This window comes from Roseburia lenta, assembly GCF_014287435.1.
Lineage (GTDB): Bacteria > Bacillota > Clostridia > Lachnospirales > Lachnospiraceae > Pararoseburia > Pararoseburia lenta.
The window spans coordinates 179329-192035 of sequence record NZ_JACOPG010000002.1 but is presented as its reverse complement, the minus strand read 5'-3'; the positions used below and the strand labels follow the sequence as shown (position 1 = coordinate 192035).

Here is a 12707-nt window from a genome sequence, read left to right as displayed (position 1 = left end):
AGATTGGAAAGAAAATAGAAAGATAGATATCTTCTCTGTCCATTTGCCTGAGAGATTCCTGCGTGCATGCACGCATCTTGCACCTTCGGCCCCCGGCTCGTCGTGTCCGGGTGTCTCCAGAGAGTCGATCCATTTGCAGTTGCACCGGCACGGCCGGCACCTGAGAGTGTTACTCCTTCGGTAGACAAAAACGTCGTTTTCCTGCAAACTTCATCTCGAAAATTGCTCCAATCACTACTATATAGGTTCTTCCTATGGATTTCAATAGTTTGCATACAATTTTGAGATAAAGTGAAAAAGTATGAAGTTAGCAAAGACTAACAAAAAGGCTTGACAGTAGAAAAAAGCAGGAGTATATATAAGACGTAGATACCCGATGGGGGTATATAAAAGAAAGGAGATCATAGAAATTATGATACAGACAACTTTAAAGATCGATGGGATGATGTGCGGTATGTGCGAGGCGCATATGAATGATGTCGTGCGCAAGAATTGCCAGATTAAAAAGGTCACCTCCTCTGCAAAAGATGGCGAGACCGTAGTTATCAGCGAGAATGAACTGGATATCCCATGGCTGAAAAAGGAGATCAAAGCCATTGGTTATGAACTGGTTTCTTACGAGAGCAAGCCATACGAAAAGAAGGGACTGTTTGGCTTCCTAAAGTAAAGAAAATTTAAGAAAATCTTTATAGAATTTTTATTGCGAAATCAGGTGTCATGTTTTATTCTGATGGTAAGAAATGGCAGTAAGGAGCGTGGCACTTTATGACAATATTCCCTGAGGACAAAGAGACAGAGACCGAGATCAGAGGTCTTTGTGCGGCGGAAGTAGAGGAAAGGATTCGACAGGGAAAGGACAATCGTGCGGATGTGGGTACGGGTCTGACGACCGCAGAGATCATACGCTCGAACACATTTACTTACTTTAACTTTATCTTTCTCGTTATCACGATTCTCTTATGTCTGGTGGGATCTTTCCGCAATCTGACATTTTTACCGATCATCATTGCAAATACCCTGATTGGGATCATACAGGAGATCCGCGCCAAGCGAACGCTGGAAAAGATGAGCATTTTAAATGCGCCGCATGCGATCGTGGTGCGTGATGGCAGTCAAAAGCAGGTCGCCTCGGAAGAACTGGTCGAAGATGATGTGATCCTGCTGCGGGCAGGCGACCAGATCTGCGGGGATGCCAGTGTCCTATCCGGAGAGGTCATGGTCAATGAATCGCTTTTGACAGGCGAATCCGATGAGATCAACAAGACGCAGGGTGACGAACTTTTATCCGGCAGTTTTGTGGTGTCCGGTCAGTGCTATGCCCGACTGACCCATGTGGGCATGGATTCTTATATATCCAAGTTATCGCTGGAAGCCAAGTCCATGGAACGCACAGAGCAATCCGAAATGATCCGGTCGATCAACCAACTGGTCAAGTGGGTTGGAATCGCCATCATACCGATCGGTATTGTCTTATTCTCGCAGAGTTATTTCTTCAATGGGGAAACGATCGCCCGCAGTGTGACGGCGACCGTGGCAGCCGTCATTGGCATGATACCGGAAGGACTCTACCTTCTGGCAACGATCGCACTGGCGCTGGGAACCATCCGGCTGGCAACGAAAAAGGTGCTTTTGCATGATATGAAAAGCATTGAGACCTTATCGCGGGTCGATGTTCTTTGCGTAGATAAGACAGGGACGATCACGGAGCCGGGTATGCAGGTTTCCCATATTTTATGGCGCAGACAGGTCATGGAAGAAAATGGGGCAGAAGGCGACAAAGGGCTGTGGGATCGTGAGGCTCTACAGGGGATGCTGGCGGATTATGTCTATGCCTCCACGGATAACAATGCAACGATGGATGCGCTGCGGGCAGCCTTAGATAAGATGCCGGAAGCCAAAGCGGGCAGGCGTAGACCGTCTCATATCCAAGCCTTTTCGTCTGCAAATAAATACGGCAGTATGACCTTTTCGGACGGCACCTATTTTCTTGGCGCGCCGGAATTTATTATGAAGGATTCCTATGATGCGATCGCAGAGGAAATCGCGTCTTATGTGCAAAAGGGCTACCGTCTGCTTTTATTTGCCAAGCAGGAAGCGGACGGCATTTTACCACTGGGCTATGTGACCTTATCCAATCCGATCCGTGCCAATGCAAAGGAGACTTTTTCTTATTTTAAAGAGCAGGATGTGGCGATCCGAGTGATCTCCGGAGACAATCCCCAGACGGTGTCTGAGGTTGCAAAGCGTGCCGGGATCGAGGGCGCAGAGAATTACGTCGATGCGACGACACTGGATAGTAAGGCAAAGATAAGGGATGCCGTAGAACGTTACGCCGTCTTTGGCAGGGTGACGCCAAAGCAGAAGCAGTTGATCGTCAAAGCCTTGCAGGAGGCAGGACATACCGTTGCCATGACAGGCGATGGTGTCAACGACATCCTGGCAATGAAGGATGCGGATTGCAGTGTGGCAATGGCATCCGGTAGCGAGGCGTGTGCGCAGGCGGCACAGGTCGTCCTCCTCGATTCGGATTTTGCAAAAATGCCAGAGGTTGTATATGAGGGCAGACAGGTCGTCAATAATGTAGGTCGTTCTGCCAGCCTCTTTTTGGTAAAGAATATATTCTCCCTTCTGATGTCGGTATTTTCGGCGCTTTTTATGATCACTTATCCACTGGAGCCGTCACAGATCTCCTTGATCAGTATGTTTACGATCGGTATTCCGGGATTTTTGCTGGCATTGGAGCCAAACCGCGAGCGGATCAAGGGACATTTTATGCGAGGGGTCCTAGTGCGGGCACTTCCGGCAGGGCTGACGGATGTTCTGGCAGTCGGTGCGCTGGTGATCTGCGGGCAGGTCTTTTCCCTTCCGCCGGAAGATGTTGCGACAGCGGCGACCCTGCTTTTGTGTGTGGTCGGCTTTATGATCCTGATCAAGATATCCAAACCGATGAGTGGCATCAAATATGCCATTGTGATCGGCAATATCGCAGGACTGATCTTTGCAGGGATCTTTTGCCATCAGTTGTTTGCCTTAAGCGCTATGTCAAAAGTCTGCGTCCTTCTGATGGTCGTCTTTGCCTTTGCGGCAGAGTCCCTTTTGCGTTATCTGTCACTCTTGGTTGAAAAAATTGACTGTAAATTTTAGGTGTTATATAATATATGTTCATTCAATGGAACATAATAAAATGTAAGTGCCCGTCAAGGGCAGGAAAGGCAGGAATTTATTATGGTGAAAAAGATTGCAAATAATGATATGACAGAGGTTTTAGCAGAAAAGGTCGCACTGGTCGACTTCTCGGCAACATGGTGTGGTCCGTGTCAGATGCTGGCACCGGTTGTGGATGCTTTGGCAGAGGAACTGGAAGGACAGGTGGCTGTCTATAATGTAGATGTAGATGCCAACTCGGATCTTGCTATGCAGTATAGAGTGATGAGCGTTCCGTCTTTGCTCCTTTTCAAGGATGGACAGGTGGCAGGACAGACTGTAGGCTACCAGAGTGCGGATGAGATCAAGGCATTTATTGCAAACAATTAGGAGGTATGACCCTTATGATGGATAAATTAAAAAGTATTAAGATTGATGTGACCTTAGCAGCAGTGCTGAGTGTGGTACTGGGGGTACTGCTCGTGATATGGCCGGCAACCGTGATCACGGTCTTGGCACGCGTGATCGCTATTATCCTCATGGTATCGGGGATCGTTTCTCTGATACCGCGCCTGATGGATGAGGTCAAGTCTTATACCTCAATCATTGTTTCCCTACTTATTACACTAATCGGTCTTTGGATGTTCTTAAGCCCGCAGGCAGTCGCATCCATCATCCCGATCGCGATCGGTGTCCTTTTGGTGGTACATGGTGTGCAGGATCTTTCCCTCGCCCTTGAGGGCAAAAAGACCAAGGCACACAACTGGTGGAGTATTCCTTTGATGGCGATCTTAAATATCGTCTTAGGCGTGCTTTGCATCTGTAATGCTTTTGGTCTGGTAAAATTAGGCATGATCCTGATCGGTATCATGCTGATCTACGATGGCTTATCCGATATGTTCATCGTACATAAGGTCAACAAGGCATCCAAGGAGTTTGTGGACTCTACCATCCTTCACGAAGAAAATCTGGATGACTACATGTAAGATAGGAAAGTTGGCGAAGCATTTATGAGACAGATGGAGTTTAAGATGGAGAGACAGAATCTGGTTGAAGTAGGACAGACTCTCTCGGTAACAGAAAGCAAACTCCCGAATTCCTACTACTATACGCTGGAGCATGCCTATGCCATGTCTGGCAACTATACGACCTTGGAACGTTTGAAATCGCGTCAGGGCAAGGTCGTGGATATCAAGGAAACGCCAAAAGGTTTTTTTGTAACCATGGAATTTGACGAATAAAGAGGTAAGATAATGCGATATGTTCCAGCGGGGCAGCTGCAGCCGGGTATGGTCCTGGGGCAGGGGCTTCATGATGCATCGGGGCGGATGCTTTTGGCTCCGAATACATCACTGACAAATGAAAATATTACATACATAAAGTTTTTGGGAACCGCTGGGGTCTATATCGATGATGAGATCACAAGAGATATTCAGGTAACGGACGTGGTGCGTCCGGAGGTCAAGAGCGAAGCGGTATCCATGATCCAGCAGTTTTTTTGCCGTTCGGCAGAGAATGTGGAACTGGATGCAGAGGAGCGCCTGGTACGCCTGGTGGTTGAGAATGTCGTAAATGATGTGCTTTCCAACGAAGCCGTCATGTATAATATGGTCGATATCAAGACCTATAATGATTATACCTATTTTCACTCCATGAATACCGGGGTGATGGCTGGTATTTTAGGTGTGAAGATGGAACTGCCGGAAGATGATCTAAATGACTTGGTGACGGCGGCGTTTTTGCATGATGTCGGAAAGGTCTTAGTCCTGCCGGATCTTGTCAATGCGACACGCAAACTGACACCGGCAGAGGAAGAAGAAATGAAGAAGCACGCATGGGCGGGCTACGAGTATCTGCGCAAAGAATATTCTTTTGGCGACCAGGTCAATGAGACAGTCTATCAGCACCATGAGTGGTACAATGGCGGTGGCTATCCCAACCACTTAAAAGGCAGGGAACTGTTGCGCAATGCAAGGATATTAAAGGCGGCAGATGTCTATGATACCATGACCTCACAGCGGCCGGGACGTAAGTCCTACCAGCCGGCAGAGGTGATCGAATATATCATGTCGCGCACCGGCATGGAGTTTGATCCTAAGGTCGTGGAGACTATGAACGCAGGCTTTTGTATCTATCCGGTGGGGAGTGAAGTCGTCCTGTCGGATGGCAGGCATGCGATCGTTGTGGAAAATCATCCGGGATTTGTGCAAAGACCGACCGTCCGCCTCTTGGAGGATGGCAAGGAAATCAATCTGCGCGGAGATAGGAACGCATACAACATTACCATTGTAAAACTAATGATCTAGGAGAGCATATGGCAAATCAGGGCAAGAATGGGATCGATGTGATTCTTGCGGAAAGTCTGAAAGAATTAAGTAAGACAAGACCCATCGAAAAAATTACAATCAAGGAAATAACGGATAAGGCGGGCGTGATCCGTCCGACTTTTTATAACCATTTTCAGGATAAGTATGAATTGTTGGAGTGGATCGTGCGCGAAGATCTGATGGAATCGGCAATGCCGCTTTTCGATAACGGACTTTTGCGGGAGGGGATTACCTATCTCTTTACTGCCATGGAAAAGGAGCGGGATTTCTATGAGAAGGCAGTCCGCTTAGAGGGGCAGAATTCTTTCGTGGGGATGATGGAAGATGCTGTGCAGGAGTTGATCTTACAGCGGATGAACAAGGATAAACTGCGGGAAAAGATTACCTATTCCTGGCTGAGCCCGGAGAGAGTCGCGGCTTATTACGCCCACATGGCATGCAATGTTGCCGTGCAGTGGATCGAGGGCGGCATGCAGGTGCCGATAGCAGAATTGGTCGAAGTTTATGTGATTATGGCGCAGAAATCCATGATCGAAATCATCAGTTGATATATACATATCAGTTAAAATGTATAGTGCTTTATTACAGTGGTCTGTGTTTGCATATGTAATGGAGCAAACAAGTCTCTTATACTAAAATAGCGGTTTCGGCAGAGACCATAGTTTGATTCTAAGTTATCGGTAGGAGGATTCCATGAGTTGGATTGAAAATATATTGATCATTGTAGGTATCAGTCTTGATATTTTTGCCGCAATGGAGATCGAGGGGGCTATGCTTGCAGATGTCAAGCGTAAGTCGTTGATGATCGCAAGTACGATCGTGACCGTATTACAGTTGATCTTTTTCTTTGGCGGCTATTTTGTCTGCTATGAGTTGGAAAAACATCAGATCATTCAGAATGCAGAGGAAATCGGATATATCGTGGCAACCGTTGTGTTTGCCCTTCTGGGAATCCGCCTGATCGTCAAGGCGATCAAACGTGAATTTGTCCAAGAAAAGCGCAGGGATGATATCCGTGTGCGTGACTATATCAAGATCATCGCCATTACCAGTTTTTATACCCTGTGTGCCGGTTGTGCCTGCGGCTTTGTCGGTACATCCGTTGCAATGATGGGGCTTGTTATTCTGGTATGTTCGATCTTAGTCGTTGTTTCCGGTATCTACACGGGATATCATTTCGGTTTTGAGTCCAAGACCGGTGCTTATGCTGCAGGAGCACTTTTGCTCTGGGTCGCAGGAGGCGAGATCTTACTGCGCAATGTGATGCATATGATCTAATAAAATAAGCCTGTATATATCAAATAAAACTTTGGTATATACAGGCTTTTTGTGTCTTAATTTTTGTTTATCTCAAAATTTTCCGGGGTTTTTACGGGACCGTCTGTGCTGTCTTCGGACAAAAGCCCCCGCAAATGCCGCAGGATACTTGGTGCCAGCATGAGGTTCCTGGATTTGACCTGTTCGATCAGATAAGAGATCTTGTCTGTCTTTCCGAGTGCCAGATAACAGTCGCCCAGCATGTTGTAATTCTGGCTGATGTCGGTGCCGATGGCAACGCCAAATTCTAAGACGCTGATGGCATCTGCCAAAAGACCCTGTTCGATCAGGGCAGCACCATAATCCTTGAGGGTAATGGTCAAAAGATCAAAATCCTCGCCGATGGACTGCATGGTCGTCAAGTTAGCAACGCCGTAGGCTTCCTTCAATTCGGTGTTAGTCTTACCGGTCAGATTTAAGAGGCGTTTTTTAGATAAATCTCTCAGGATATTTTCCAGAGAACAAATCGCGGGATCTTTTGAGAAACCCAGTGGAAATTTATCCAGAGGAATGGTAATATATTTAATATTGTCAAGATTGGCAGTGGGAGCCGCGTTGGCAGCCGCCTCTCTTTCCCAGAAAGATTGTGTGACTTCATCCTGCTTCTTGTTGAGGCTTTTATAACGGATGGCAAGAAAGATGCCAATGCCGAGAAATATGGCTAAAAAAGGGAACTGCATACCCTGTCCTTTCTGAAACAAAGTCGTATTTACGATATGTTTCTTAAAATAAATGAAAACTAAGCGAGGTGTTTGAAATGACATACTATAAGCAGTCAAAAAAAAGAAGGATCGCATCTGCTGTGATCATTTTGGTGATCATCGGATGTATGCTTGCTACGATGCTTCTTGCCTGTCTTCTTTAAAAATATACTAAAACTGCCAGACCACGTCAACGATATTCGTCTCTTTGAATATTGAAAAGCGGGGGCAAGGTAGTATAAAATGAATTCTGAACCGATAGAATAGAGATAATAATGATGAGAGGTTATTATGAAAAATAGAATGAGAATGTTAGTTGCGGCATTTGGGATCGTATGCGGTATAGGTCTTGCTTTCCCGGTGCAGCAGGTTGCAGCAGAAGAGAATACCGATGATACAACACAGGACAGTGCAGTTATCCCGGAGCATATTTCCATTGGCGGAACGGATGTGTCCGGTATGAGCCTGGACGAGGCAAATGCGGTTGTGCAGCAGTATGTCGACCAGTATCAGGATGTGACTTTCACACTGACCGCAGATGATAAGAGCATTGAGGCGGATGGCGATGACATCGGTCTTTGTGCCAAGAATGCAGATGTGACAGAGCGTGCCCTTAATTATGGAAAAGAAGGCAATCTGATCGAACGCTTCAAGGCAAATGCGGATATGCAGGCTGGAAAGGAAAAGGACTTTTCTATTTCCCTGACTTCCGATACGGCAACGGTCGAGGCTTTCTTAAATGAAAACAAATCAGACCTTGTTACAGAGGCAGTGGACAATACGGTAAAACGTGTGGATGGCAAGTTTGAGTACGTGGAAGGATCTGAGGGCGTGACCCTTATGACCGGAAAATCTGCGGTCAAGATCGCTGATTTCATTTCTACAGACTGGGATGGCAAAGATGCTTCCATCGAACTTTTGACAGAAAAAGATGAGCCGAGAGGCACCAAGGAAGAACTGGAAAGCATTCAGGATGTACTTGGATCTTATCATACAGACTTTGGTACGGTGGTAAACGGACGTACCAACAATATCAAGACCGGCGCAAGCAAGTTGGATGGTCTTGTGGTATATCCGGGAGAGACTATCTCCGTTTCCGAAGCCATCGGACCGACAACCGCAGAGAACGGCTATTATCCGGCTGGCTCTTATGAGAACGGAACGACGGTTGAGACCTATGGCGGTGGTATCTGCCAGGTATCGACGACGCTTTACAATGCAGTTATCCGTGCAGAACTTGAGATCGTGACCAGAGCCGCACACTCCATGATCGTTTCCTATGTAGAACCGTCCATGGATGCAGCGATCGCAGATGGCATCAAGGATCTGCAATTTAAGAACAATCAGGAAACTCCGATCTATATCGAGGGTTACACCAGTGGCGGTATCATTTACTTCAATATTTATGGTAAAGAAACCAGACCTTCCAACCGTCGTGTGGATTTTGTCAGTGAAGTGACAAGCCAGACAGAGCCGGAGAAGGAATATGTTGCCGTTGGCGATCAGCCGGTAGGCTACATCGAGACAACGACCAAGCCGCACATTGGCTATACGGCAAGACTTTGGAAGATCGTTTATGAAAATGATGTGGAAGTCAGCCGCAAGGTATTTAACAACAGCAAATATAATCCTTCCAAGGAAGTGATCTCTGTAGGCGTTGGCGGTGCTACGCCGGAAGCGGCAGCAGCCATCAATGCGGCGATCGCAACCAAGGATGATGCAACGATCCGTTCTACGATCGCAAGTTATACACCGGAAGCCCAGGCGGCAGCGGCGCAAGCGGCAGCAGACGCAGCTGCGGCACAGGCAGCAGCTGCTGCAGCAGCACAACAGCAACAGCAGCAGACACAGACGACTACAACGCCATCTGCAGCGGGAACGCCAGCAGGTACCACTACGGGGGCGACACCAGGTACGACATCTGGAACAGCACAGTAAATGATGTGCTGTGATAAATGAAACAAATAAGGATAATGCAACAAGGCTGCTTGGTTTCAAGCAGCCTTATGGTACATATATATAGGGAATAGAACAAGAGGATAGAACGAGGATGAAAATAGGCAAAGTTCCGGAAAACGTGTTAAAACGTTCTGTTATGAAACAATTGCATTACAAACGCGATGAAGTCGTTTTGGGACCGGGGATCGGTGAGGACTGCGCCGCATTGGCACTCGCGGAGGATGAGATCCTTGTCATGTCGACGGATCCGATCACTGGTACAGCCAAGGATATCGGTAAAATTGCCATCCAGATCACGGCAAATGATCTGGCAAGTGCGGGAGCTGAGCCGATCGGTGTTATGCTGACCATACTCTTGCCGGATGGGACGAGGGAGATTGCCCTCAAACGCATCATGGAGCAGATGGAATGTGCATGCAGGGAAGCCAAAATGCAGATTCTGGGCGGACATACGGAAGTCACCGCGGTGGTAAACCAACCGGTGGTCAATGTCGCGGGTGTCGCCAAGGCGAAGAAAGGAAGTCTGATCTCTACCGCAGGAGCCAGGGCGGGCATGGATATTGTCGTCAGTAAATGGGTCGGTATTGAGGGAACGATGATCTTTGCCAAGGAAAAGGAAGCCGAGTTAAAAGAACATTTCCCGGCAGACTTTGTGGATACTGCCATTGGCTTTGACCGCTACTTATCGGTTGTGCCGGAGGCTGCAGTCGCCACCCAGTCCAGCGTCGCGGCAATGCATGATGTTACGGAGGGAGGACTTTTCGGTGCTCTCTGGGAGATGGCAGAAGCATCCGGCGTTGGACTGGAAATCGATTTAAAGAAGATACCAATACGTCAGGAAACGGTTGAGATCTGCGAATACTTTGATGTCAATCCTTATGGCTTGATCTCAAGCGGCATGATGCTGATGGCATCAGCAGACGGAAATGCCCTGGTACTGGCATTACAGGAGGCGGGGATCCCGGCGACCGTGATCGGCAAGGCGACCGAGGGCAATGACCGCGTGATCATCCGGGATGAGGAACGCAGATTTTTGGAACCGCCAAAGACGGATGAATTGTATAAAGTCTTATAGGAAGATGGGAAAATGAGGAGAGATAGTATGAGAGAGAAGATTTTAAGTTATATCGAAACCAATAGCAGAATAGATATGCATGATCTGGCGATCATGATGGGAACGGACGAAGCAACGATCATGAATGAGTTGGAGGAGATGGAGCAGGCACATATCATTTGTGGCTATCATACCCTGATCAACTGGGAAAAGGCTGGGATCGAAAAGGTGACAGCCATGATCGAGGTGCGTGTTACACCACAGCGTGGCATGGGATTTGACAAGGTGGCAGAGCGTATCTACAACTATCCGGAAGTCAATTCCGTTTATCTGATCTCCGGTGGCTTTGATTTTATGGTGACACTGGAAGGAAAGACCCTGCGCGAGGTTTCCGAGTTTGTATCCGACAAGTTATCCCCACTGGATTCTGTTCTCAGTACCAAGACCAACTTTATTTTGAAAAAATATAAGGATCATGGCACGATCATGGCAGAACAGCGCAAGGATGAGAGAGAGTTGGTGAGCCTATGAGAAACCCACTGTCAAAGACCATCGTAGAAATTGAGCCATCCGGCATCCGAAAGTTTTTTGATATTGTCAGTGAAATGCAGGATGCGATCTCACTGGGTGTTGGTGAGCCGGATTTTGATACACCATGGAGAGTTCGTGACGAGGCAATCTATTCTCTGGAACGCGGACGTACGTTTTATACCTCCAATGCAGGTCTCAAGGAATTAAAGGTAGAGATCGCGAATTATCTGCATCGCAGATTTGATCTGGAATATGATTATCGGGATGAGATCCTGGTGACGGTCGGCGGTAGTGAGGCAATCGATATTGCCCTGCGTACTATGTTAGATCCCGGGGATGAGGTCCTGATCCCACAGCCGAGTTATGTCTCTTATCTGCCATGTACGGTTTTGGCAGGAGGCGTTCCGGTAGTGATCAACCTGAAAGAGGAAAATCAGTTCCGTCTGACGGCAGAGGAATTGGAAGCAGCCATCACGGATAAGACCAAGATCCTGATCATGCCGTTTCCGAACAACCCGACCGGGGCTGTCATGGAAAGAAAGGATCTGGAAGCGATCGCGGATGTGGTAAAGAAACATGATCTTTATGTCTTAAGTGATGAGATCTATGCAGAACTTACCTATTTGGAAAAGCATGTGTCCATCGCATCTTTGCCGGGCATGAAGGAGAGGACTGTCCTTATCAACGGATTTTCCAAGTCCCATGCCATGACCGGATGGCGACTGGGCTATGCCTGTGCGCCAAAGATCATTATCAAGCAGATGTTAAAGATCCATCAGTATGCGATCATGTGTGCGCCGACGACCAGCCAGTATGCGGCAGTTGAGGCATTGCGTCATTGTGACGAGGACGTGGCACACATGCGGGAAGAATACAATGGGCGCAGACGCTATCTGATCCATCGTTTTGAGGAGATGCATCTGCAATGCTTTGAGCCTTTTGGTGCTTTTTACATTTTCCCATCTATTCAGGAATTTGGCATGACATCGGAAGAATTTGCGACAGAATTTTTGAATCGAAAAAAGGTTGCTGTTGTGCCGGGTACGGCATTTGGTGCTTGCGGAGAGGGATTTTTGCGAATTTCCTATGCCTACTCTTTGGATAATCTGAAAGTGGCATTGGATCGTCTGGAAGAATTTGTGACAGAATTAAGAGAAGAAAGAAAAGGTGCGTAAATGGCAGCGCTGAATATTATTTTACATGAACCGGAAATTCCGGGAAATACAGGAAATATCGGTCGTACCTGTGTGGCTACCGGGACAAGACTGCATTTGATTGAGCCGCTGGGCTTTCAGTTGAATGACAAGACTGTCAAACGCGCGGGCATGGACTACTGGGATCAGTTGGATGTGACGCGTTATGACGATTGGAATGACTTTTTGGAACGCAACCCGGGAGCAAAGATTTATTATGCAACGACAAAGGGAAAACATGTCTATTCGGATGTGTCTTTTGAGCCGGACTGTTTTATCATGTTTGGCAAGGAGAGTGCAGGTATCCCGGAGGAGATCTTAGTCGAGCACCCGGAGGAATGCATCCGTATCCCGATGATCGGTGAGACAAGATCACTCAACCTGTCAAATTCTGTGGCGATCGTCCTCTATGAGGCATTGCGTCAGAATCATTTCGACCACATGAAACTGGAGGGCGAGTTGCATCGCCTGCACTGGTAAA

14 protein-coding genes and 1 riboswitch are annotated in these 12707 nt (G+C 47.5%); of the genes, 13 read left to right on the top strand and 1 reads right to left on the bottom strand.

Going from position 1 to position 12707, the window contains the following annotated elements; translation table 11 throughout:
- Positions 1-25: 25 nt before the first annotated feature.
- A riboswitch (glycine riboswitch) is annotated at positions 26-130 on the bottom strand.
- 282 nt (positions 131-412) lie between these two features.
- The 8 genes from H8R94_RS04880 (at position 413) to H8R94_RS04845 (ending at position 6749) form a co-directional block, all read left to right on the top strand.
- Positions 413-667 carry a heavy-metal-associated domain-containing protein gene (locus H8R94_RS04880; RefSeq protein ID WP_118280684.1) on the top strand — a complete coding sequence of 85 codons (255 nt, stop codon included), beginning with the start codon at positions 413-415 and terminating at the stop codon, positions 665-667.
- A 98-nt stretch (positions 668-765) separates the two neighbouring features.
- Positions 766-3144, top strand: a complete 2379-nt coding sequence (locus H8R94_RS04875; protein ID WP_186854050.1) for a cation-translocating P-type ATPase — start codon at positions 766-768, stop codon at positions 3142-3144.
- Positions 3145-3222: 78 nt separating this feature from the next.
- Positions 3223-3534: a thioredoxin gene (gene trxA, locus H8R94_RS04870; protein WP_279220149.1), complete on the top strand. Its 312-nt coding sequence runs from the start codon at positions 3223-3225 to the stop codon at positions 3532-3534.
- Between the two features lie 14 nt (positions 3535-3548).
- A complete protein-coding gene (locus tag H8R94_RS04865; protein ID WP_158572988.1) occupies positions 3549-4130 on the top strand; it encodes an HdeD family acid-resistance protein in 582 nt (193 codons plus the stop codon).
- Between the two features lie 24 nt (positions 4131-4154).
- The gene (locus H8R94_RS04860) at positions 4155-4385 is read left to right on the top strand and encodes a hypothetical protein (RefSeq protein ID WP_178009532.1); all 231 of its coding nucleotides are present in this window, start codon (positions 4155-4157) and stop codon (positions 4383-4385) included.
- Between the two features lie 12 nt (positions 4386-4397).
- Entirely contained in the window at positions 4398-5450 is a 1053-nt protein-coding gene (locus H8R94_RS04855; RefSeq protein ID WP_118280218.1) for an HD-GYP domain-containing protein, read from the top strand.
- 8 nt (positions 5451-5458) lie between these two features.
- A complete protein-coding gene (locus H8R94_RS04850; protein ID WP_118280217.1) occupies positions 5459-6019 on the top strand; it encodes a TetR/AcrR family transcriptional regulator C-terminal domain-containing protein in 561 nt (186 codons plus the stop codon).
- 145 nt (positions 6020-6164) lie between these two features.
- Entirely contained in the window at positions 6165-6749 is a 585-nt protein-coding gene (locus H8R94_RS04845) for a manganese efflux pump (RefSeq protein WP_186854049.1), read from the top strand.
- A gap of 56 nt (positions 6750-6805) precedes the next feature.
- Here H8R94_RS04845 and H8R94_RS04840 read toward each other — a convergent pair whose 3' ends face one another.
- Complete coding sequence (locus tag H8R94_RS04840) at positions 6806-7468, bottom strand: tetratricopeptide repeat protein (protein WP_186854048.1); 663 nt, start codon at positions 7466-7468, stop codon at positions 6806-6808.
- A 312-nt stretch (positions 7469-7780) separates the two neighbouring features.
- Between H8R94_RS04840 and H8R94_RS04835 the strand changes: the two genes are divergently transcribed.
- From H8R94_RS04835 to trmL, 5 genes are all read left to right on the top strand, one after another.
- Positions 7781-9427 (top strand): VanW family protein, encoded by a 1647-nt coding sequence (locus tag H8R94_RS04835; protein ID WP_186854047.1) that lies wholly within the window; start codon positions 7781-7783, stop codon positions 9425-9427.
- Between the two features lie 112 nt (positions 9428-9539).
- Positions 9540-10523, top strand: a complete 984-nt coding sequence (locus tag H8R94_RS04830) for an AIR synthase family protein (RefSeq protein ID WP_186854046.1) — start codon at positions 9540-9542, stop codon at positions 10521-10523.
- A gap of 27 nt (positions 10524-10550) precedes the next feature.
- The gene (locus H8R94_RS04825; RefSeq protein WP_118535210.1) at positions 10551-11033 is read left to right on the top strand and encodes an Lrp/AsnC family transcriptional regulator; all 483 of its coding nucleotides are present in this window, start codon (positions 10551-10553) and stop codon (positions 11031-11033) included.
- Positions 11030-12208, top strand: a complete 1179-nt coding sequence (locus H8R94_RS04820; protein WP_118535211.1) for an aminotransferase class I/II-fold pyridoxal phosphate-dependent enzyme — start codon at positions 11030-11032, stop codon at positions 12206-12208. Before H8R94_RS04825 ends, H8R94_RS04820 begins: the two co-directional genes overlap by 4 nt.
- Entirely contained in the window at positions 12209-12706 is a 498-nt protein-coding gene (gene trmL, locus H8R94_RS04815; protein WP_118280210.1) for a tRNA (uridine(34)/cytosine(34)/5-carboxymethylaminomethyluridine(34)-2'-O)-methyltransferase TrmL, read from the top strand.
- Position 12707: the final 1 nt, after the last annotated feature.